The organism is Streptomyces sp. NPDC087845 (genome assembly GCF_044742755.1).
GTDB lineage: Bacteria > Actinomycetota > Actinomycetes > Streptomycetales > Streptomycetaceae > Streptomyces.
Map to the genome: position 1 here is coordinate 402,311 of NZ_JBIUVC010000002.1, position 21,599 is coordinate 423,909.

General features: G+C 68.7%; 22 protein-coding genes. 11 read left to right on the forward strand and 11 right to left on the reverse strand.

Annotation, left to right across the window (positions count from 1 at the left end; genetic code table 11):
• Positions 1 to 65: 65 nt before the first annotated feature.
• The 7 genes from ACIOMQ_RS07415 (at position 66) to ACIOMQ_RS07445 (ending at position 8,680) form a co-directional block, all read left to right on the forward strand.
• Entirely contained in the window at positions 66 to 941 is an 876-nt protein-coding gene (locus ACIOMQ_RS07415) for an FhaA domain-containing protein (RefSeq protein WP_401262055.1), read from the forward strand.
• A gap of 10 nt (positions 942 to 951) precedes the next feature.
• Positions 952 to 1,470, forward strand: a complete 519-nt coding sequence (locus ACIOMQ_RS07420) for an FHA domain-containing protein (RefSeq protein ID WP_362192575.1) — start codon at positions 952 to 954, stop codon at positions 1,468 to 1,470.
• 129 nt (positions 1,471 to 1,599) lie between these two features.
• Positions 1,600 to 3,096: a Stp1/IreP family PP2C-type Ser/Thr phosphatase gene (locus ACIOMQ_RS07425; RefSeq protein ID WP_402188183.1), complete on the forward strand. Its 1,497-nt coding sequence runs from the start codon at positions 1,600 to 1,602 to the stop codon at positions 3,094 to 3,096.
• Positions 3,097 to 3,119: 23 nt separating this feature from the next.
• Positions 3,120 to 4,532 (forward strand): FtsW/RodA/SpoVE family cell cycle protein, encoded by a 1,413-nt coding sequence (locus tag ACIOMQ_RS07430; RefSeq protein ID WP_362192569.1) that lies wholly within the window; start codon positions 3,120 to 3,122, stop codon positions 4,530 to 4,532.
• Positions 4,529 to 5,986 (forward strand): penicillin-binding transpeptidase domain-containing protein, encoded by a 1,458-nt coding sequence (locus tag ACIOMQ_RS07435; protein WP_362192566.1) that lies wholly within the window; start codon positions 4,529 to 4,531, stop codon positions 5,984 to 5,986. The genes ACIOMQ_RS07430 and ACIOMQ_RS07435 overlap by 4 nt, the downstream gene beginning before the upstream one ends.
• A gap of 167 nt (positions 5,987 to 6,153) precedes the next feature.
• Positions 6,154 to 8,145, forward strand: a complete 1,992-nt coding sequence (pknB, locus tag ACIOMQ_RS07440; RefSeq protein ID WP_362192563.1) for a Stk1 family PASTA domain-containing Ser/Thr kinase — start codon at positions 6,154 to 6,156, stop codon at positions 8,143 to 8,145.
• A 205-nt stretch (positions 8,146 to 8,350) separates the two neighbouring features.
• Positions 8,351 to 8,680: a hypothetical protein gene (locus ACIOMQ_RS07445; protein WP_402188185.1), complete on the forward strand. Its 330-nt coding sequence runs from the start codon at positions 8,351 to 8,353 to the stop codon at positions 8,678 to 8,680.
• 128 nt (positions 8,681 to 8,808) lie between these two features.
• On the opposite strand, the gene ACIOMQ_RS07450 is transcribed toward ACIOMQ_RS07445, so the two are convergent.
• Positions 8,809 to 9,129 (reverse strand): hypothetical protein, encoded by a 321-nt coding sequence (locus ACIOMQ_RS07450; protein ID WP_402188187.1) that lies wholly within the window; start codon positions 9,127 to 9,129, stop codon positions 8,809 to 8,811.
• Positions 9,130 to 9,185: 56 nt separating this feature from the next.
• On the opposite strand from ACIOMQ_RS07450, the gene ACIOMQ_RS07455 reads away from it, so the two are divergent.
• Positions 9,186 to 9,488 carry a restriction endonuclease gene (locus ACIOMQ_RS07455; RefSeq protein WP_402188406.1) on the forward strand — a complete coding sequence of 101 codons (303 nt, stop codon included), beginning with the start codon at positions 9,186 to 9,188 and terminating at the stop codon, positions 9,486 to 9,488.
• Here the strand turns inward: ACIOMQ_RS07455 and ACIOMQ_RS07460 are convergent.
• From ACIOMQ_RS07460 to ACIOMQ_RS07485, 6 genes are read right to left on the reverse strand one after another with little or no spacing between them, the layout of a single operon-like run.
• Positions 9,485 to 10,213 carry a class E sortase gene (locus ACIOMQ_RS07460; protein WP_402188189.1) on the reverse strand — a complete coding sequence of 243 codons (729 nt, stop codon included), beginning with the start codon at positions 10,211 to 10,213 and terminating at the stop codon, positions 9,485 to 9,487. The genes ACIOMQ_RS07455 and ACIOMQ_RS07460 overlap by 4 nt on opposite strands.
• 27 nt (positions 10,214 to 10,240) lie before the next feature.
• Positions 10,241 to 11,737: a class E sortase gene (locus ACIOMQ_RS07465; RefSeq protein WP_402188191.1), complete on the reverse strand. Its 1,497-nt coding sequence runs from the start codon at positions 11,735 to 11,737 to the stop codon at positions 10,241 to 10,243.
• Entirely contained in the window at positions 11,734 to 12,372 is a 639-nt protein-coding gene (locus tag ACIOMQ_RS07470; protein WP_401262044.1) for an aminodeoxychorismate/anthranilate synthase component II, read from the reverse strand. Before ACIOMQ_RS07470 ends, ACIOMQ_RS07465 begins: the two co-directional genes overlap by 4 nt.
• Positions 12,369 to 12,551 (reverse strand): hypothetical protein, encoded by a 183-nt coding sequence (locus ACIOMQ_RS07475; RefSeq protein WP_351072028.1) that lies wholly within the window; start codon positions 12,549 to 12,551, stop codon positions 12,369 to 12,371. Before ACIOMQ_RS07475 ends, ACIOMQ_RS07470 begins: the two co-directional genes overlap by 4 nt.
• A gap of 56 nt (positions 12,552 to 12,607) precedes the next feature.
• Positions 12,608 to 13,306: a class E sortase gene (locus ACIOMQ_RS07480; RefSeq protein WP_401262040.1), complete on the reverse strand. Its 699-nt coding sequence runs from the start codon at positions 13,304 to 13,306 to the stop codon at positions 12,608 to 12,610.
• A gap of 26 nt (positions 13,307 to 13,332) precedes the next feature.
• Positions 13,333 to 14,100, reverse strand: a complete 768-nt coding sequence (locus tag ACIOMQ_RS07485) for a DUF881 domain-containing protein (protein WP_401262037.1) — start codon at positions 14,098 to 14,100, stop codon at positions 13,333 to 13,335.
• 141 nt (positions 14,101 to 14,241) lie between these two features.
• Here ACIOMQ_RS07485 and crgA point away from each other — a divergent pair, with 141 nt between their 5' ends.
• Positions 14,242 to 14,496 (forward strand): cell division protein CrgA, encoded by a 255-nt coding sequence (gene crgA, locus ACIOMQ_RS07490; protein WP_148836940.1) that lies wholly within the window; start codon positions 14,242 to 14,244, stop codon positions 14,494 to 14,496.
• 505 nt (positions 14,497 to 15,001) lie between these two features.
• Here the strand turns inward: crgA and ACIOMQ_RS07495 are convergent.
• Positions 15,002 to 15,901 (reverse strand): rhomboid family intramembrane serine protease, encoded by a 900-nt coding sequence (locus tag ACIOMQ_RS07495; RefSeq protein ID WP_362193684.1) that lies wholly within the window; start codon positions 15,899 to 15,901, stop codon positions 15,002 to 15,004.
• Positions 15,902 to 16,056: 155 nt separating this feature from the next.
• A complete protein-coding gene (locus tag ACIOMQ_RS07500; protein ID WP_389792626.1) occupies positions 16,057 to 16,584 on the reverse strand; it encodes a peptidylprolyl isomerase in 528 nt (175 codons plus the stop codon).
• Positions 16,585 to 17,043: 459 nt separating this feature from the next.
• On the opposite strand from ACIOMQ_RS07500, the gene ACIOMQ_RS07505 reads away from it, so the two are divergent.
• Positions 17,044 to 17,778, forward strand: coding sequence for a DUF5324 family protein (locus ACIOMQ_RS07505; RefSeq protein ID WP_362192537.1), 735 nt, complete (start codon positions 17,044 to 17,046; stop codon positions 17,776 to 17,778).
• A gap of 234 nt (positions 17,779 to 18,012) precedes the next feature.
• Here ACIOMQ_RS07505 and ACIOMQ_RS07510 read toward each other — a convergent pair whose 3' ends face one another.
• Positions 18,013 to 18,978, reverse strand: coding sequence for an ArsR/SmtB family transcription factor (locus tag ACIOMQ_RS07510; RefSeq protein ID WP_401939349.1), 966 nt, complete (start codon positions 18,976 to 18,978; stop codon positions 18,013 to 18,015).
• A gap of 55 nt (positions 18,979 to 19,033) precedes the next feature.
• On the opposite strand from ACIOMQ_RS07510, the gene ACIOMQ_RS07515 reads away from it, so the two are divergent.
• Positions 19,034 to 19,810 carry a class I SAM-dependent methyltransferase gene (locus ACIOMQ_RS07515; protein ID WP_401939352.1) on the forward strand — a complete coding sequence of 259 codons (777 nt, stop codon included), beginning with the start codon at positions 19,034 to 19,036 and terminating at the stop codon, positions 19,808 to 19,810.
• A 52-nt stretch (positions 19,811 to 19,862) separates the two neighbouring features.
• Here the strand turns inward: ACIOMQ_RS07515 and ACIOMQ_RS07520 are convergent, their stop codons facing one another.
• Entirely contained in the window at positions 19,863 to 21,542 is a 1,680-nt protein-coding gene (locus tag ACIOMQ_RS07520) for a sensor histidine kinase (protein WP_402188194.1), read from the reverse strand.
• Positions 21,543 to 21,599: the final 57 nt, after the last annotated feature.

Here is a 21,599-nt window from a genome sequence, read left to right on the forward strand (position 1 = left end):
ATTTCCCGACGCGTGGATACGATCAGTAAGCAGTACAGGGACGACTACAACGGAGGAGGTGCCCCATGGGAGTCATGAAGCGTTTCGAGCAGCGTCTCGAAGGTCTGGTCAACGGCACCTTCGCCAAGGTCTTCAAGTCCGAGGTCCAGCCGGTCGAGATCGCGGGAGCCCTCCAGCGCGAGTGCGACAACAACGCAACGATCTGGAACCGTGAGCGGACCGTCGTCCCCAACGACTTCATCGTCGAGCTCAGCACCCCCGACTACGAGCGACTCAGCCCGTATTCCGGCCAGTTGGGCGACGAACTCTCCGGCCTGGTCCGCGACTACGCCAAGCAGCAGCGGTACACCTTCATGGGCCCGATCAAGGTCCATCTGGAGAAGGCCGACGACCTCGACACCGGGCTCTACCGGGTGCGCAGTCGCACCCTGGCGTCGAGTTCGTCACAGCAGCAGGACCACCAGGCAGACCGGCCAGGACCGCACGGCCAGCCGCCCCACCCGGGCCCGGGGCGTCCCTCGCAGCCCACCGGCGGCTACGGCTACCCGCCCAGCTCCGCCCCGCCCATGCCCGCGGCCCCGCCGCCGGGCGCGGGCAGGCCCGGAGCACCCAGTACCGACCGGCACGCGCCGGCCGGGCCCAGCCCCCTGCCGAACACGCAGGTGCGGCGCTGGATCGAGATCAACGGCACCCGCCATCAGATCTCCCGCCCGACGCTGGTGCTGGGACGCAGCACCGAAGCCGACGTGCGGATCGACGACCCCGGTGTATCGCGCCGGCACTGTGAGATCCGGACCGGAACGCCCTCGACGATCCAGGATCTCGGGTCCACCAACGGCATCGTGGTGGACGGGCAGCACACAACCCGCGCTACGCTCCGCGACGGCTCGCGGATCGTCGTGGGCAGCACCACCATCGTTTACCGGCAAGCCGAAGGGTGAAGCGGGGGCAATGTCAGAGCTGACCCTGACGGTCATGAGGCTAGGTTTCCTGGCCGTTCTGTGGCTGTTCGTGATCGTGGCCGTCCAGGTCATCCGCAGCGACCTGTTCGGAACGCGCGTCACGCAGCGCGGCTCACGCCGCACCGCGACCGACGCGCGACCGCCACAGGCACGCCAGAATGCTGCTGCTGCGCCGCCGCAGCAGCGCCAACAGCCCGGCCGCCAGCGCCGGGGGGCACCCACAAAGCTGGTCGTCTCCGAGGGCACCCTCACCGGCACCACGGTGGCGCTCCAGGGACAGACCATCACGCTGGGCCGGGCCCACGACTCAACGATCGTCCTGGACGACGACTACGCGTCCAGCAGGCATGCCAGGATCTACCCCGACCGTGACGGCCAGTGGATCGTCGAGGATCTCGGGTCCACCAACGGCACATATCTCGACCGGACCCGACTCACCACCCCGACACCTGTTCCGCTGGGCGCGCCGATCCGGATCGGCAAGACCGTCATCGAGCTGCGGAAGTAGTACGACAATGAGCGAGCGGAGCGAGCGAGCCGCGGCGGCCCGGGCAACGGACCCGGCCCGGCTCCCGACCGGAGGGTGGGCAGTGTGGCTCGAGACCGGCTGTACCCCGAGCCGACGGGAGAGGTGCGCATGAGTCTTTCCCTGCGCTTCGCCGCCGGATCGCACAAGGGCATGATCCGGGAGGGCAACGAGGACTCCGGCTACGCCGGTCCGCGCCTTCTCGCCATCGCCGACGGCATGGGCGGCCAGGCTGCCGGCGAGGTCGCCAGCTCCGAGGTGATCTCCACGCTCGTCCAGCTCGACGACGACGTCCCGGGCTCGGACATCCTCACTTCGCTCGGTACGGCGGTCCAGCGGGCCAACGACCAACTGCGCATGATGGTCGAGGAGGACCCCCAGCTGGAGGGCATGGGCACCACGCTCACCGCCCTGCTCTGGACCGGCCAGCGCCTCGGTCTCGTCCACGTCGGCGACTCCCGCGCGTACCTGCTGCGCGACGGCGTACTCACCCAGATCACCCAGGACCACACCTGGGTGCAGCGGCTGGTCGACGAGGGCCGGATCACCGAGGAAGAGGCCACCACCCACCCGCAGCGCGCCCTTCTGATGCGTGCGCTGGGCAGTGGCGACCATGTCGAACCCGATCTCTCCATTCGCGAGGTCCGGGTCGGCGACCGCTATCTGATCTGCTCCGACGGACTTTCCGGCGTCGTCTCGCACCAGACGATGGAAGAGACCCTCGCCAGCTACCAGGGCCCCCAGGAGACCATCCAGGAGCTGATCCAGCTCGCCCTGCGCGGTGGCGGCCCGGACAACATCACCTGCATCGTCGCCGACGTCCTCGACGTCGACAGCAACGACACCCTCGCCGTACAGCTCAACGACACCCCGGTCGTCGTCGGCGCGGTCGCCGAGAACCAGGCCGCCCAGCAGAACGACGGCGGCGCCATGCAGACCCCCGCCGGCCGCGCGGCCGGCCTCGGCCGCCCCGTCCCGCCGCCCGCCGGCGGCTTCGGCCCGCCCGGTAGCGACGACGACGCAGGCTACGGCGGAATGCCGGACGGCTCTTTCGACGCGTACACCGACGACGACTTCGTCAAGCACGGAGGCGGCCGCAAGTGGCTCACGAGGTCCCTCTACACCGTGCTCGTCCTCGCCGTCATCGGCGGCGGTCTCTACGGCGGCTACCGCTGGACCCAGAACCAGTTCTACGTCGGCACGAAGAACGAACACGTCGCACTGTTCCGCGGCATCAGCCAGGACCTGGCATGGGTCTCGCTCTCGAAAGTCGAGAAGGACCACCCCGAGATCGAACTCAAGTACCTCCCGCCCTACCAGCGCAAGCAGGTCAAGGCGACCATCGCCGAGGGCAACCTCACCGCCGCACGCGAGAAGATCAGCGAACTCTCTGTCCAGGCATCCGCCTGCAGGAAGGACGCCCAGCGGCGCGCAGCCGCGAAGGTCGCCTCCGACGAGGGCGAAGCCAGCGGTACGGACTCGGACGCAGCCAAGCCGTCCGCCACCTCCGATTCCACCAAGACCAAGCCGACCGCAGCGACTCCCACTCCTGGTCCCAGCCTCTCGGAGGAAGAGAAAAAGCTGGTCCCGCAGTGCGGTAAGCAGTAAAGCCGTAGGGGGCCTTCAGCACCATGAGCGTTGTCACCAATACGACCACGATCGGCGCGATCGACGCGCCGAGCCGTCGCAACACCGAACTGATGATGATGGTCTTCGCCATCGCCATCTCGGTGTTCGCCTACGCCAACGTCGGACTCGCCATGGACGGCAAGCTCCCGTCCGGCATGTTCGGATACGGAGCCGGGCTCATCCTGCTCGGCGGCGTCGCCCACCTCGTGGTGCGCAAGTTCGCGTCCTACGCGGATCCGCTGCTGCTCCCGCTCGCCACCCTGCTCAACGGCCTGGGGCTGGTGCTGATCTGGCGACTGGACCAGTCGGAACGGCTGATCCAGCGTGCCGAGACTTTGTACGGGTCGTACAGCGCGGACGCCCCCAAGCAGCTGCTGTACTCGGCGATCGGCGTCGCCTTCTTCGTCGCCGTGCTGGTGATCCTCAAGGACCACCGCATCCTCCAGCGCTACACCTACATCTCGATGGCCGCGGCGCTGATCCTGCTGATCCTGCCAGTGTTCTTCCCCGCGGTGAACGGCGCGAAGATCTGGATCAGCCTCGGCCCGCTTTCGATCCAGCCGGGAGAGTTCGCCAAGATCCTGATCGCGGTGTTCTTCTCCGGATATCTCATGGTGAAACGTGATGCGCTGGCACTGGCCAGCCGTCGCTTCATGGGTCTGTACCTGCCGCGCGGACGCGACCTCGGACCGATCATCACGATCTGGGCCCTGTCGATCCTGATCCTGGTCTTCGAGACGGACCTCGGCACCTCACTGCTGTTCTTCGGCCTCTTCGTCGTGATGCTGTACGTCGCCACCGAGCGAACCAGCTGGATCGTCTTCGGTCTGCTGATGTCCGCGGTCGGCGCTGTCGGTGTGGCGTCCTTCGAGTCGCACGTGCAGGCCCGTGTGAACGCCTGGCAGGACCCGTTCTCCTGCTACTCCACCAACGGAGCCTGCGAGCAGATCTCGAACGCCATCATGTCGTTCGGTTCGGGCGGCACTCTGGGCACCGGATGGGGCCAGGGCCACTCCGACCTGATCGGCTTTGCCGCCAACGCAGACTTCATCCTCTCCACCGTCGGCGAGGAGCTGGGCCTGGCTGGAATGATGGCTGTGCTGCTGATCTACGGCCTCATCATCGAGCGTGGCGTACGCACGGCGCTCGCCGCCCGCGACCCCTTCGGCAAGCTGCTCGCCATCGGCCTGTCCGGGGCCTTCGCCATCCAGGTCTTCGTGGTTGCCGGCGGTGTCATGGGGCTCATCCCGCTCAGCGGTATGACCATGCCGTTCCTCGCGTACGGCGGCTCGTCCGTGCTGGCCAACTGGGCGCTGATCGCCATCCTGATCCGAATCAGCGACACCGCCCGTCGCCCCGCTCCGGCCCCCGCCCCGTCCTCCGACGCCGAGATGACTCAGGTGGTCCGACCGTGAACAAGCCTCTTCGCCGGATCGCGATCTTCTGCGGCGTCCTCATCCTCGCCCTCCTCGTGCGGACCAACTATCTGCAGTACGTCCGCGCCGACGAGCTGAACAGCCGCGACGAGAACCGCCGCGTCCGCATCGAGCGTTACGCACACGAGCGCGGCAACATCATCGTTGACGGCAACCCCGTGACGGGGTCGGTCGCGACCAAGGTGGGCGACTTCAAGTACAAGCGCGTCTGGAAGAACGGCCCCATGTGGGCGCCCGTCACCGGGTACTCCTCGCAGGCATTCGACGCCAACTTCCTCGAGAAGCTCGAGGACGGCATCCTCACCGGCAACGACGACCAGCTCTTCTTCGACCGGACCCTGTCGATGTTCACCGGTGGGAAGAAGCAGGGCGGCAACGTCGTCACCACCCTCAACGCCGCCGCCCAGAAGGCCGCCTTCAAGGGGCTCGGCGACAAGAAGGGCGCCGTCGCCGCGCTCGACCCGCAGACCGGCGCCATCCTGGCCCTCGTCAGCACTCCTTCGTACGACCCCTCCACCTTCGCGGGCAACTCCGACGCCGACTCCAAGGCCTGGCAGAAGCTCTCCAAGGACAAGGACAAGCCGATGCTCAACCGGGCATTGCGCGAGACCTACCCGCCGGGCTCGACCTTCAAGGTCGTCACCGCCGCGGCCGCGCTGGAGAACGGGCTGTACACCAGCGTCGACGAGCCCACCAAGTCGCCGCTGCCCTACCGTCTCCCGCTGACCACCGGCGACCTGAAGAACGAGGGCAACATCCCGTGCGAGAACGCCTCGCTGCGGGAAGCGCTGCGGTGGTCCTGCAACACCGTCTTCGGCAAGATCAGCGATGACCTCGGCAACCAGAAGATGATCGACGAGGCCAACAAGTTCGGCTTCAACAAGGACATCTTCACCCCGGTCCGCGCCGACGCCAGCGTCTACCCCAAGGACAACCGCCCGCAGAACGCCATGGCCGGCATCGGCCAGGCGTCCAACCGCGCCACCCCGCTGCAGATGGCGATGGTCGCCGCCGCGGTCGCCAACGACGGCAAGCTGATGCAGCCGTACATGGTCGCCGAGCGCCAGGCCCCCAGCCTGGACGCGATCTACACCCACGAGAAGGAGCAGCTCAGCCAGCCCCTCTCGGGTGAGAACGCCCAGAAGCTCCAGCAGATGATGGAGACCGTCGTCGAGAGCGGCACCGGGAAGAACGCCAAGATCCCCGGCGTCACCGTCGGCGGCAAGACGGGTACGGCCCAGCACGGCCTCAACAACAGCGAGAAGCCGTACGCCTGGTTCATCTCGTACGCCAAGACCGACAAGGGCTCCCCGGTCGCCGTCGCCGTGGTCGTCGAGGACGGCCAGGCCAACCGCGACGACATCTCCGGTGGCGGTCTGGCCGCCCCGATCGCACAGGCTGTGATGAAGGCGGTCATCGACAGCAGGAGGTGATGCCCATCACATCGGGCGCCATACCTGCACATTGGGATACCGGTCAGATATCAGGTCCGGACTCCGGGCCGATCAGGTAGTGCGCGGCCGGTAGCGTATGCGCGAGCAGCACACCGCCGGACCGCACACCGGTGCGGTCGGGACTGACGGAGAGGGCTGGAACAGTTATGGAAGAGCCGCGTCGCCTCGGCGGCCGGTACGAGCTGGGCTCGGTGCTCGGCCGTGGTGGCATGGCCGAGGTCTACCTCGCACACGACACCCGGCTCGGCCGCACCGTAGCTGTGAAGACGCTCCGGGCAGATCTGGCCCGCGACCCGTCCTTCCAGGCCCGGTTCCGCCGTGAGGCCCAGTCCGCCGCCTCGCTCAACCACCCGGCGATCGTCGCTGTCTACGACACGGGTGAGGACTACGTCGACGGGGTCTCCATCCCGTACATCGTCATGGAGTACGTCGACGGGTCGACGCTCAGGGAGCTTCTGCACTCCGGCCGCAAACTGCTGCCCGAGCGCACCCTGGAGATGACCGTCGGCATCCTCCAGGCGCTGGAGTACTCGCACCGGGCAGGCATCGTCCACCGCGACATCAAGCCGGCGAACGTCATGCTGACGCGTACCGGCCAGGTCAAGGTCATGGACTTCGGCATCGCCCGGGCCATGGGCGACTCCGGTATGACGATGACCCAGACCGCGGCCGTCATCGGCACCGCCCAGTACCTCTCCCCGGAGCAGGCCAAGGGCGAGCAGGTCGACGCGCGCTCCGACCTCTACTCGACCGGCTGCCTGCTCTACGAGCTGCTGACGGTCCGGCCGCCGTTCATCGGGGACTCACCCGTCGCGGTCGCCTACCAGCACGTACGGGAAGAGCCCCAGAAGCCCAGCAACTTCGACCCCGAGATCACGCCCGAGATGGACGCGATCGTGTTGAAGGCCCTGGTCAAGGACCCCGACTACCGCTACCAGTCGGCCGACGAGATGCGTGCCGACATCGAGGCCTGCCTCGACGGCCAGCCGGTCGCCGCCACCGCGGCGATGGGTGTGCCCGGTTACGGCGGCTACGACGGTTACGGCAACGACCAGCCCACCACCGCGCTGCGTGCCGCGGACCAGAACGGCGCGCCCACGTCCATGCTGCCCCCGGTCAACCCGGACGACGGCGGCTACGGCTACGACGACCGGCCGGACCGCCGGCGCCAGAAGAAGAGCAACACCTCGACGATCCTGCTGATCGTCGCGGGCGTCCTCGTGCTGATCGGTGCGATCCTGATCGGCCGGTCGCTGTTCAGCGACACCGACAGCAACAGCGGCGAGGTCGATGTGCCGAACATGGTCGGCTTGACCGTGCCGCGGGCGGAGGGCCTCGCGAAGAACGCCGGAGTCGTCCTCAAGGTCGGCTCGCGCGAACCGTGCGAGGACCAGGCCAAGGGCAAGATCTGCAGCCAGACCCCGACCGCCGACGGCAAGATGGCGGAGAAGGAGACCGTCACGGTCGTCGTCTCCACCGGTGCGCCGAAGATCGAGGTCCCGGACGTCACGGAGAAGTCCGAGGAGAACGCCCGCAAGTACCTTGAGGAGAAGGGCTTCACGGTGAACATCACCACCGTCGAGTCCGGCAAGCCCGCGGGTACGGTCATCACCCAGGCCCCCGAGGGCGGCACGAAGGCCGAGAAGAACTCCGAGGTCACGATCACGGTCGCCAAGCAGGCCACCCAGAAGGTGCCGAACGTGGTCGACCGGGACTACGACGCCGCGGTGGCCCAGCTCAACGCCCTGGGCTTCAAGAACGTCTCCCGGACCGACGTGGATTCGGACAAGCCCGCGAACCAGGTGACCAGTCAGACCCCGCAGCCCGACTCGGCACAGCCGCTGACCGCCCAGATCGTCCTGACGGTCTCGAAGGGCCCGCAGCAGCCGGAGCAGACCAAGGTTCCCGACCTGCAGGGCAAGACCCTCGCCGAGGCGAAGTCCTTGCTCGCCGGGGCGGGACTGCAGCTCGGCCAGGTGCAGGGACCGAATGACGACAACGCGAAGGTCATCACCCACCAGCCCGGTGCGAACCAGCAGGTCGACAAGAACAGCGCGGTCAACGTGTGGACCATGCCGGGAGGTGGCGGCGGAGACGGCAACATCTTCGGCGGCCCGTCCGGCTCACGGCGGCACTGACCCCGAGCCGCACCGACTGCCATCGGGCCCCGGCACCGCAACGGTGACCGGGGCCCTTTGCTGTGCCAGGCACGCTGCCTCCGGCCCTGCTTACCGCACATGCGGCCGTGAACCGATCGTGTCTTCATATGTGCCGATTCGTTGATCGGATGGGGCAGGGCATCGGACTCCGGCCGCGCGAACGGATACGCGAAGGGTCAAGAGCATGATCAACGAGGTCGCTCTGGTGGAATCACAAGCTTTGCGTCAGAGCTTCACCGAGCGGACGGAGGCACTCGACCGAGTCAGAGCGCTGTCCTTGCTGCCGGACGGTATGCACGTGACCACCGCCATGGTCGCTGCCTACTTCGAGGTGGCGGAAACAGTCGTCAACAACCTCCTCAGCCGTCATCGAGGAGAGCTCGTATCGAACGGCCTGAGGGTAATCCGCAGCGCTGAGCTGCAGAAATTTAAGGAACTCACCTTGAGTTCCTATCCGGAGAGTTATCCACAGCCCCGTTCGAGCATGGCCCCTGGTCCCGGCGGACCGTCCTGAACGTGGCCATGCTGCTCCGGGACAGTCGGCTCGCGCGTCGCGTGCGTACCCATCTGCTCGATGTCGAACACGGCTCCCGGCCGCATCCGGTGATCGTGGACGCTCCGCACCACGTCAGCGACGTCGAATCACTCGACGCACGCATCACGCGACTCGGCGAGGAGAGCTTCACGCGCCTCCTCGGCACCACCGTCGTCCCCATACTGAACGCCCTCATCGAGACCTCCGGCGAGCAGCAGCGGGAGCTCATCGGCCTCCGCGAAGCCGTCCGGCAGATCGAGCGCAGGCTCGTCCGGCACGACAACCAGTTGCGGCGTCTTCAGCGCGCGCAGGAACAGCGCCCCGTCGCCGGAGTCATGGCCTCGATCGACGCCATGAACCGGCGTGAGTTCGAGCAGCACATCGCCGGACTGCTGCGTCGGGACGACTGCACCGGCGTCGAGGTCCACGGTGGAGCGGCGACCGCGGGGCCGACATCACCGGGTACACGGCCGACGGGCGCCGGCTGGTCGTCCAGTGCAGGAACTTCGCCCCGTACCGCTCGGTGTGGAGCGGCGAGATGCAGAAGTTCGTCGGCGCCAGGACGCTGCACCGGGCGGACGTGGCCGTGTACGTGGCGACCTGTCCGTTCTCCCGCGAGGCGCACGACATCGCGGTACAGGCCGGCGTCACCGCTGTGCACCGTGGCCTGCTGGAGGCCTGGACGCCGGTGCGAAGCTGCAGGTGCTCACGTAGGTCCAGGACGGCCGAGGGCCCGAAGTCGCAAGGACTGGTTGCGACTTCGGGCCCGGATCAGCGCATCGGCTAACGAAGCTCCGCCGGCTTCGTACGGTCCTTGTCCACCTTCTCCGTACGCACCAGCTCGCCCCACACGATGTAGCGGTACTTCGACGTGTAGACCGGTGTGCAGGTCGTCAGCGTGATGTAGCGGCCGGGCTTCTTCGCTCCCGATCCCTTGGGCACCGCCTGCAGCACGTCTACGTTGTACTTGGACGTCTCGGGGAGCTCCTTGAAGACCTTGTAGACGTACCAGGTGTCCCTGGTCTCGAAGACGACCGCGTCCCCCGTCTTCACCTTGTCGATGTTGTGGAACTTGGCACCGTGCCCGTCGCGGTGTGCCGCCAGGGTGAAGTTCCCCTTCTCGTCCCAGGGGAGAGCCGACTTCACCGGGTCCGTGTAGTAACCCGCGATGCCGTCGTTGAGGTTCTCGGTGTCGGTGCCCTTCTTGACGAGCACCTCGCCGTTCTTCATCGACGGAACGTGCAGGAAGCCGATGCCGTCCTTGGTGTCCAGCGCGCCGGGTCCGCCCGCCCACCGGTCACGGACGGTGTGGCCCTGCTTGGTGGCCTCGCGATCGGCGAGCACGTTCGTCCACCAGAGGGAGTAGACGACGAAGAGCCCCAGCACCAGGCCTGCGGTGATGAGCAGTTCACCGAAGAGGCTGATCGCGGTCGCGACGGGATGACGGCCTCCGCGCCGCGGCGGGGGCGCGGACTCACCGCTTCGCTCGTCGTGCTCGGTCCTCGCTGTCACCGCACCCGTCCCTGTCGTGATGATGTTTCAGCCCACGAGCGCGTCGGGCTTCCCCTTGCTGCGCGGTCGTTCGTCGACCATCTTGCCCCAGACGATCAAACGGTACGTACTCGTGAATTCCGGCGTACAGGTCGTCAGCGTGATGTACCGGCCCGGCCCGGTGAATCCCGAACCCGGCGGCACCGCACCGATCACCGAGACATTGGACGGCGAAGTCTGTGGAAGGGTCTTCGTCGCCTCGTACGTGTAGTAGGCATCCTGCGTCTCGACCACGATCAGGTCACCGGGACGCAGCCTGTTGATGTAGCGGAATGGTTCGCCGTGCGTGTTGCGGTGGCCTGCCAGCGCGAAGTTGCCCTGCTTGGCGGAGGGCATCGCGGTGCGCAGCGTGCCCTCGCTGTAGTGGCCGACCATGCCCCGGTCGAGGACCTTCTCCTTGCTGATGCCCTCGGCGATCGGAGCGACGACGTCCAGTTTCGGGATGTGGATGATGGCGAAGCCTTGCCCTGCCTCGAACACTCCCGGGTTGCGGTCGCCCTTCGCCCAGTCGTCCTGGATCTTGTGCGTCTCCTTGCCGGCGTACTGGTCGGCGCGCACATTCGTCCACCACAGCTGGTAGGTGACGAACAGCAGCATCAGCACACCGAGCGTGATGAACAGCTCTCCGGTGACCCGGCTGGCGACAACGGCCGGGCTGTCCTTGGCCGCGCGCGCCGCACGCCGGGCCTCGACGCGCGACATCGGCTTCGCGGCCGGCGTCGCAGCCGGTGCCGTGGCCTCCGGCCGTGTTCCGGTACGTCGGCGGCCGCGCCCCTTCGCCGCGCGTCGGCGCTCGGCGCGGCCTCCGGTACGCGGTTCGGAATCGGCCTTCTCGGGCTCCCGGTCCTGGCCCCGTTCCGCATCCGGTTCTGGCTCCGCCCCCGGATCCGCGAGGCTCACCGGCACCGGCACCTGCGCTGGCGCCGACACCTGCCCCGGCCCCCGCTCCGGCCCGGGATTCGGCTGCCGGTTCGGCACCGCCTGATCGACCTGGCGGCGGGTGTCCGCCGTCCGCAGTCCGACCGTCTGGTCGTCCACGGGGAGGGAAACGGGGACGGGCTGCGCCCGGGGCGTCGGCGCGGGCGTCTGCTGCCCGTACCAGTCGCGTTCGAACCCCTCGGGGTCGTACCACTCCCGCGGGGTCCCCGCCGCCTCCTGCGCCCCCTGCGGCGCCGGTCCCGGCGCTTGTCCCGGCGTCTGCCCCGGCTCCTGTGCTGGTGTCCGCTTCTGCGGTCCCCGCGTCCCTGGATCCGGTGCCCGGTGCAGCCCCCGCCCGCGCCTCTGTCCCGTGCCCGGCTCCTCCGGCTCCTCCGGCGGGAGGTTGCCGGACCGGAACCACGGCGAGGCATGCTGCCCCGGCAGGGGATCGTTCAGCGGATCCGCCAGCCGGTCGACCGCCGCCTCGAACGCGCCTGCGGCCTCATACGCTTCTTGCTCGTACGGGCCGTCCTGTCCGGCGTCGTGTTCGGGGCGGAGCGCGGTCACGCGACGGCCTTGCCCACCACCGGCGCGAGCCCCGCCGACCGCGCGACGGCCGCTGTGTCGCCGCACTGGGCCAGCCAGTTGGCCAGCATCAGGTGGCCGTGCTCGGTCAGCACCGACTCCGGATGGAACTGCACACCCTCCACCGCCAGTTCGCGGTGCCGCAGCCCCATGATGATGCCGTCGGCGGTGCGCGCCGTCACCTCCAGCTCCGGCGGAACCGTGTCGGGTTCGGCGGCGAGCGAGTGGTAGCGGGTCGCGGTGAAGGGGGACGGCAGGCCGGTGAAGACCCCGGTGCCCTCATGGGTCACCAGCGAGGTCTTGCCGTGCAGCAGCTCCGGGGCGCGGTCCACCACACCGCCGTACGCCACCGCCATCGACTGCATCCCGAGGCAGACGCCGAAGACCGGGACGCCCGTGTCCGCGCAGTGGCGGACCATGTCGACGCAGACTCCTGCCTGCTCCGGGGTACCGGGGCCGGGTGACAGGAGGACCCCGTCGAAGCCGTCCTGGGCGTGTGCCGTGGTCACCTCGTCGTTGCGCAGCACTTCGCACTCGGCGCCGAGCTGGTAGAGGTACTGGACGAGGTTGAAGACGAAGCTGTCGTAGTTGTCCACGACGAGGATGCGGGCGCTCACTGTCCGGCCCCCGTCCCGGTCGAGCCGTCGACCGTCACGTCGCCGAACGGAAGCAGCGGCTCCGCCCAGGGGAAGACGTACTGGAAAAGCGCGTAGACGACAGCCAGCACCAGCACGAGCGAGATGAGCGCACGCACCCATGCGTTGCCCGGCAGATGCCGCCAGATCCAGCCGTACATGCTGTCCCCTCCATTCGGTACGGGACCAGACTAAAGGGCCGGGGCAGGAGCGTGGGTCAGCTGTGGAAAGCTGCCGGCCTGCCGTCGGTCACAGGCTGGGTCGCATCGAGGTGCGCCCAGGCGATCAGCCGGTGGCTGCTGCCCCATTCGGGGTCGCACGTGGTCAGCGTCAGATAGCGGCCCGGCCCGTCGAAGCCCGACTTGCGGGGTACGGGATCGATGACCCCGACGTCGCTCGGTACCGTCCGGTAGGGCTTCTTGTCGATGCGGTACGTGAACCACGTCGTCCCGTCCCTCAGCAGTACCGCGTCGCCCGGACGCAGCTTCGGGAAGTCCTTGAACGGGTCGCCGTACGTGCGGCGGTGTCCGGCCACCGCGAAGTTGCCCGTCGCGCCGAGGCGGGCGGTCCCCCTGTAGTGGCCGAGCCCTTTCTGCAAGGTCCTGACCTCGGTGTTCTCCAGGACGGGCCATTCCCAGCCCTTGCCGAAGCGGGGGATGTACAGCATCGCGAACGGCTTTCCGTCCCGGTACGCCGCGCGGGCGGGCGGCGTCGGCGGCGTCGGGGACGCCTCCGGTGCGGGGGCGGACACCGTGCCCCGCGCCCACTGGTCGCGCAGGGTGTCGATCTGCCCCTCGGTCGCGCCTGCGGCCTTCACCCCAGTCCAGAACAGCACGTACGCCACGAAGAGCACGATCAGGGCGCCGACGGTGATGCAGAGTTCGCTGAACGTCCTCACGACCAGTCGCACCGACACCCTGCCGGCCTCCCCACAGACGCTCGCTACTTCACCGGCTCCGCATAGTGGAGGTCCACTGTGCCCGAATAGCCGGGAAGAGTCACCGCCTCGTGCTCGTCGACTTTCCAGCCGAGACCGTAGGCCTTCACGTACAGCAGGTAGTTGTTGATCGCCGGGGAGTTGTCGAGTGCCCGCTTGAGGCCGGCCGGGTCGCCGACCGCGGTGATCTTGTACGGCGGGGAGTAGACCCGGCCCTGGAGGATCAGGGTGTTGCCGACGCAGCGCACCGCGCTCGTGGAGATCAGCCGCTGGTCCATGACCTGGATGCCCTGGGCGCCGCCCTGCCAGAGGGCGTTGACGACCGCCTGCAGGTCCTGCTGGTGGATGACCAGGTCGTTGGGTTGCGGGTCGGGGTAGCCGGGGTTGGCGGTGGCGTTGGGCGGGGCGTCGTCGAGGGTGACGGACACGGACCGGCCGGAGAGCTTTGTGGTGCCCGCGGCCCGCTCCAGCTCCTTGAGCCGGGCGTCCTCCGCCTCGGTGCTGCCGTCGTCGCGGCGTACGAGGGTGTCGATGTCCTCGCGTGCGGACGCGTTGGTCTCGTCCAACTGGGCGTTCTTGCCGCTGCGCTGCTGGATGAGGTCGGAGAGCTTCAGCAGCGAGGAGTCGGTACGGATATTGGTGCCCTTGGCCGTGTTGGCGCTGGTGACGAAGATGAGTCCGGCGAGGGCGAAGACGGCAGCGGTGAGCACCCGGACCGGGTGCCGGAAGGTGCGCCGGACCGGTCCTTGGGGGGAGTCGGCAGAATTGCTCAACGTACCCTTATCTCCTTCGGCGCCACGGAAGCACTACGCTAACGGACGCCCGGGGGAGGCAGCATTCCCCCTCGCGCCCCGCCCCGGCGCCAGCCACAGTTCCCTGCGCGGTCACGCAGCGCATCGACAGGAGAGTTCCTCGTGCCGAAGTCACGTATCCGCAAGAAGGCCGACTTCACGCCCCCTCCGGCGAAGCAGGCAACCAACATAAAGCTGACCAGCCGTAGCTGGGTGGCGCCGGTGATGCTGGCGCTCTTCCTCATCGGTCTGGCCTGGATCGTCGTTTTCTATGTGACCGACGGCGATCTGCCGATCGATTCACTGGGGAACTGGAACATCGTCGTCGGCTTCGGCTTCATCGCCGGCGGCTTCGGTGTCTCCACGCAGTGGAAGTAGTGCCGCAGGGCACCTGATCCCACAGCGGGGCCCGGTCCCGCAACCCTTGCCCCGAGTTACCCACAGCGTTATCCACAGGCGGGGGAAAAGGTCAGACGATCTGTGGATAACTCCCTGACTGTTGACGCCGATGTGACTGCAGTCCCCTCGTCGAGGGATGGCACGCCCCTTGTCCCTGCTGGAAAAACCCAGCTCAGTGACAAGGGGCACAGCTGTTCCCACAGAATGCACAAGATCCGGCACGCGCTGTGGACAACTGACGCTGTGGACAGGCGGCTGAGGGAGCACCCCGGGAGAACCGGGCCCGTGGAGGCGTGGTGTCCGCTCAGTAACCGGTGGCTGGTCCCAGGTAACGGGGGGCGGATCCCAGGCAAGTGGGGCGGGTCCCACAGGTGTGGCCAGGCAACCGGAGAGGTCCCAGGTACTGGTCCCAGGTACTGGTCCCAGGTAAGCGGGAGGCTGTTCTCAAGAGGCGTCTCAAGCGTTCCAGGCGGTCAAGACATTCTCAGGTGAGCGCGGCTGTTCTGGCAACGACGATGGCGACCACAGCCACCAGGACCAGGGCACAGGTTCCGTACTGCACGAGTGCGCGCCGCTCGCGGGGTGCGTGCACCATGGCGATCGCGATCAGCGTGCCCGCGATCAGGCCGCCGACATGCGCCTGCCAGGCGATTCCGCCCCAGGGGTTGAAGGTGATGACCAGATTCACCGCGAGCAGCACGAAGACCGGGCGCATGTCGTAGTTGAGCCGGCGCATGAGCACGGCGGTGGCGCCCAGCAGGCCGAAGATCGCTCCGGAGGCACCGAGCGAGCCCTGTACGGGCGCGGAGAGCCAGTAGGTGAGAGCGCCGCCCGCCAGGCCGGAGAGCATGTAGAGCGTGAGGTAGCGGGCGCGGCCGAGCGCGGCTTCCAGCGGTCCGCCGAGCCACCACAGCCCCAGCATGTTGAAGACGATGTGCCACATCTCCTGGTGCAGGAACATCGACGTGACCAGCCGGTACCACTGTCCCTCGGCGACGCCTTCCAGCGGACCGCCGAAGTGGGTCGTGGCGCGGCCGAGCAGCAGCAGCTCGTTGACCAGCTCGCTCTTCGCCAGCACGGCGATGTACACGGCGACGTTGATGCCGAGGAGGATCTTGGTGACGAGGCGGGGGTCGGCCGCGATGCTGCCGCCGGCGACGGTCCGCGGCTGATTGGCGGCCGGGCCGTGTCCCGTACCGGATCCCTGGCGGACGCAGTCCGGGCACTGGAAGCCGACCGAGGCGTTGACCATGCACTCGGGGCAGATCGGGCGGTCGCAGCGGACGCAGCGGATGTGCGTCCCGCGGCCGGGGTGGCGGTAGCAGCCCATCGAGCCGTCCGCGGCGGCGGACCGGTCCTGCTCTTCCGGCGGCTGCTGGTCCATCGGTCCCATGACTTCCCGGTCCCCTCGGTCCTTGTCGTGAGCGGCAGCGCGCACAACGCCGCCCTGCTCGTCCGCTATGTAACAAGTACGGACGAGCAGGGCGGTTGGTTCCCGGGAGGACAATCAGCGAGTGATCATCCGATGACCACCGGTCGTCATCGGTTCTCGATGACGACCGATTCGATCACGACGTCCTGCAGCGGACGGTCGGTACGGGCGTTGGTCTGGGTGGCCGCGATGGCGTCCACGACCTTCTGGCTAGCGGGGTCGACGACCTCGCCGAAGATGGTGTGCTTGCCGGTCAGCCAGGCGGTCGGCGAGACGGTCACGAAGAACTGCGATCCGTTGGTGCCCGGCCCGGCGTTGGCCATGGCCAGCAGGTACGGCTTGTTGAAGCTGAGGTCGGGGTGGAACTCGTCACCGAACTCGTATCCCGGGCCGCCGGTGCCGTTGCCCAGCGGGTCGCCGCCCTGGATCATGAAGCCACCGATGACGCGGTGGAAGACGGTGCCGTCGTACAGCCGGTCCGTGGACTTCTTGCCGGTCTCGGGATGCGTCCACTCACGCTCGCCCTTGGCGAGCTCGACGAAGTTCTTGACCGTCTTGGGTGCGTGGTTCGGCAGAAGCCGGATCTCGATGTCGCCCTGATTGGTCTTCAAGGTGGCGTAAAGCTGCTCAGCCACGATCTGCCTTCCGTGAGTCTTCGGTGAGTCTTCGGTGACGCCACATCCGCGAGGGGTGACGTCAGGTCTGCGCTGACGTTCCACCGATCCTCGCACGGACCTTCCGCTCCGGCGCCCGGCCGCCACCCCGAACGCGCTCCGCTCACCTTCTTGCCCGATCGGGCGCCCGGTGCGACCGCGTCGCCTCCGCTCCGTTCGCCTGCGGCTTCCCCGAAACCGCGCCCTTGCCGCTCCCCGCAGGAACAAATGCGGCCAAGTGCGTGACCAACCGGCGCGGGCTGAACCGAACCGTGGCATTGTCGTCGGCAAGCTCCCCTTGCCCGCATTGCCCGAAAGTGTCAGACATGACCTGAATGACCCGGATGCCTGCCCCACGTGCCGTACAGGCCCAGGGCAGGCATGATCTCGAAATGGGTGGAAAGGCGAAGTACCTACCCGCCACCAAGGAGGAGGATTCCCGTGACCCGCATCGACAGCGTGCGCGCCGCAACCGACTCGGCCAAGGACAGCGTGCAGCACGCCGCGGAAGTGGTGGCGCCCTATGCCGGCTCGGCCAAGCACCAGGCCGCACATCTCGCGTGTGAGGCCCGCACGCGGCTCGCGCCGAAGGTGTCGAAGGCAGCCCAGCAGGCCCGCGTCCAGTACGACGCGCGTCTTGCACCACGTATCGAACTGGCCCGTTCCCATGTGCCGCCCAAGGTCGACGAGGTGGCCCAGCGCGCCGCACACCGCACCCGCCGGGCCGCCCGTACCGCCGCGGACTACACCGTGCCGCGCGTCGAGCACGCGATGGCGGTCGCCCAGCCCGTCGCCGAGGAGGCCTCGGCCCGCAGCGCCGCCGCGCTGGCCGCGCTCCGCGGGCAGGTCACCGCGAAGGAGATCAGGCAGCTGGCCAGGAAGCACGAGCGGCGGGCGAGGGCCGGCCGGTTCTTCAAGGTGTTCGCCGTGGTCGGCGTCGTGGCGGGCGGCGCCTACGCCGCCTGGAGGTGGTGGGACAGGCAGGCCAACCCGGACTGGCTGGTCGAGCCGCCCGCTCCCACGGAGGTGTCCGACCGCGCACCGCTGAGCTCCGTCGACGGCAGCGGTCCGACTTCGCTCGACCCGGAGGTCCAGGCCAAGCAGGCCGATGCGGAGAACAAGGGGACGGACGGTCCCGAGGGTGTGGACGGCACCGATCTCGACGACCGCCGCTGAGCAGTCCCCGCACGACGGAGCGGGCGTCGGAGGACCTTGAGGTCTTCCGACGCCCGTTCCGCCTTTCGTATGTGGCGCCCAGGGGATTCAAACCCGACACCGAGACGCTCCTCACCTGCGGTTCTGTCGGCGAAGCAGACATTTACCCCCGCGAATGTCACGGCGGACGGCTCGTCCGCCTGCCCCTGCGCCGGCCTCGTCGACGGGGGCGCGGCCTTCGGTCCGGGACAGCCCTCAGGCGACCAGTTGATCGCCCAGCCGGCTGCGCAGATACAGGACCGTGTGCCCGTAACGGGCCCTGCTGACCAGGCCGGCGCGGTTGAGGACGCCCAGGTGTTGGCTGACGGTGCCCGGGCTGAGTGCGAGGCGGCGGGCGAGGTCGGTGGTGCTGCGTGGTTCGTCGAGGTGGAGGAGTACGCGTGCGCGTGTGCGGCCGAGGAGGTCGGCCAGGGCGCTGGGCGGGGTGGTGTCGCTGGTGTGCCACACGGTGCCGCGGCCGCGGGCCGGGTACCGGATCCGCGGTGGGAGGGCCGGGTCGACAAGGGTGACGGCGTGGTCGCAGAAGAGAGAGGGGGTGAAGGTCACCCCGCGGCCGTCGACGTCGATGTCGTGGTGTTCCCCGGGCCAGGCGTCCATGACGAGGGTGCCGTCGCTCCATTGCAGGCCGGGATCGATGCCGCGGAACAAGGCTGCGGCCCCGTCGTCGGTCAGCCGGCGTGCGCGGTGGAGAACGTCGGCGCGCAGGACGGCATGGATACGCGGCCAGTGGGGGGCGACCACGAGAACCCAGTAGGCGTGCAGGGCGTCGGCGATGCGGTGCAGCAGGGCGTGCGCGTCGTGGTGGGCCTGGTGCAGCAGCGGGTGCAGTGGCCGGCCGTCGGCCGCTTGGCGCAGTTCGCGGGTCACACGCTCGGGCGCGGTGGCGCGCAGCGCTCGGAACTCGTCGTCGATGTCGGGTTCCGGCACCGGCGGGTGGGGGGTGAGGAAGTCGGGGAGCAGCCGGCGGGGGCCGACGAGCGCCTGGAGGAGCGGCCAGTCCAGCTGGTCCAGCAGGGGTGCGGATTGGCGCAGGAAGGCTTGATGCACCGCGTGTCGGATGGGGTTGTGCCAGGCCCACAGACTCAGGACCGTCTCCTGGAGCGGTGAGCCGGCGAACCGGACCGCGGCCAGGTCCCGCATTCCGAGATGGAACGACAACATTCGGCCCAGATTAAATCTATGGCCCCCGACCGGTCGACCTGCTGGTCTTGGCCGCATGGAATCCGCTGCTACCGGCTCCGGGCCGGCGACCTACGACCGCGTCGGGACCGGCTACCGGCTCGTCCGCCGCCCCGATCCGCGACTGCACTCCCTGATCGGCCAGGCCCTGGCAGGCGCGCGCACCGTCGTCAACGTCGGGGCCGGCGCCGGTTCGTACGAGCCCGAGGGCGCCGACGTCACCGCGGTCGACCCCTCGAACGTCATGCTCGACCAGCACCCGGGGCTCAGGAAGGTGAAGGCCTGCGCCGAGCGCCTGCCGTTCCCGGACGGCTCCTTCGACGCGGCCATGGCGGTCATGACCGTCCATCACTGGCCGGATGTGCGCCGCGGGCTGAGTGAACTGCGCCGCGTCTCGCGTGGTCAGGTGGTGTTCACCTGGGATCCGGTCCACCGGCCGGAGCTGTGGCTGCTCAAGGAGTACCTGCCGGAGATCCGTGAGCTGGAGAACGCCCGCTTCACCCCTCTGTCCGAGGTCGCCGAGGCGCTCGACGCGCATACGGTGCTGCCCTTCCCCATCCCGCACGACTTCACCGACGGCTTCCAGATCGCCTACTGGCGCAGGCCCGAGCTCTACCTCGATCCGGCCGTCCGGCAGGCCAGCTCCACCTTCGCGCAGCTTCCGCCCTCCGTCGTGGAACCGGCGATGGAGAAACTGCGCGCCGACCTCGACTCCGGTGCATGGCGGCGCCGCCATGCAGACCTGCTCGACAAGGAAAGCGTGGACTACGGGTATCGCCTGCTCATCGCAGGGGAGAGCTTCGGCCCCAGGTGACGGCACCCTCCCGGGATCCGCTCGCACACCCGCCCCGCAAACCCGCCGGGGGCTACTCCGCCCCCGTATCGAGCGTGTCCTTGGCGACCAGTCTGGAGCCGGAGAAACACAGGCGGTAGAGATCGACCTGGTCCAGGAGGTTGCCGTTCGAGCGGTAGAACTCGCAGGTGGTGCCGGGCGGCCTGGGCGCCAGGCGCGCGTCGTCGGGGGGATAGGGGAAGGGGCGCGGCGGAAGGAGGTGTGCGATTTCGGTACGCGGCCGGCCGACGCGCAGCTCCTCGTAGCGGGACGGCGGCAGCACACTGGTGGTCAGCTGGTAGGCCAGATACGCGACGGCGGGCAGGAAGATCACCGCTGCCCCGGTGGGGACCGCGAAGACGGCAGCGAAACGCCAGCGGGCGCTGCGCCGTATGCGAGCCAGTCGGCGCGCCGATTCGGGTGCGGTGCCGGTGGCCGTGCCTTCTGCGCCCATCTCCTCCGCGCCGTTCGCGGGGAGGGGGCGGGTGATGTCTTCGGGCCAGGCCCGCAGCGTCGGTTTCGCCGTCGCGTGGTGCGGCAGGGTGGCGCTCACCTGGAAGCCGCCCTCGTACGGGCCGGTCCGCAGTGAGCCGCCGAGGACCGCTACCCTCTCCCGCAGTCCTGCCAGGCCACGGTTGCCCGCCACGGTGCCGGGCAACGGGCCTGCGGGCGGCCTGGAGTTGACGATCCGGACGTGTATGCGGTCGCTGTCGTGGGTGATGCTCACCCGTACGGTGCTGCCCGGGGCGTGTTTGGTGGCGTTGGTGAGTGCCTCCTGCACCACCCGGTATACGCCGCGTTCGATCAGCGGTGACAGTGCGGGCAGGGGGCCGTCGCGCTCCCATCGCACCGGGACGCCGGAGGCGACCGCACGGCCCAGAAGTTCCTCGACGCTGTCGGCCGCGGGCGGACTCGCCCTTGTACGGGGCTCGTCGCGCAGCACGGTGACGGTCTCACGTAGCTGGTCGACGGCGTCCGATACCGTCCTGCGCAGCTCGGCGACGTCGGCGCGGTCCTGAGGGGCGAGCGTGGGGGAGAGCTCCAGGGCCCCGGCACGCAGAGCGACCAGGCTCAGTACGTGGCCCAGCGAGTCGTGCATGTCGACGGCGATGTCCGCGCGTTCCGTCAGCCTCGCCCGCTCCGCGATGAACCGCTGCCGCTCCTCCAGACTGCGGGCCAACCGCCAGCCACCCCAGACCAGTTCCCTCCGGCCCCGCCAGTAGCGGCCGGCGAGCCACGGCAGCAGGAGCGCGGAGGGAAGCACGGTCATCGCGTAGAACCACCACACCGCGGGCACCCGGAGTGCGGCGCACAGCGCGAGATCGACCGCCAGGCAGCCGGCGAGCACCAGCAGCGGGGTGCGGGCCGTGCCGGTACGCGCTCCCAGCAGGCAACTCACCCCGGCCAGCGCCAGTACGTAGGCATTCGCGGGGCTGGCCGGGTTGGTCAGTCCCATGACGCACAGGGCGTTGACCAGGAGGACCGCCGTCCCCGGCCGGGACCGGGCAAGGGGGACCGCGACGGCCAGCACGAGCAGCGGGAGCACCAGGTCCAGCGCGACCGAGGTCGCCGGGCCGTTGCTGAACCAGATGACGCCTGCGGCACAGAAGACAGCCCACAGCGCCGTGTCACCGAGCACCGGCCTCAGCCGGGTGCGAACCTGCCACATGGGCCGTCGGACTTCCTCTCCATCGGTCGCGGCGTGTGCTGTCATCCGCCCGACGCTACGTCAGGATCCACCGGCACGGGCAGCCCCGTCCGCCGGGCCGAC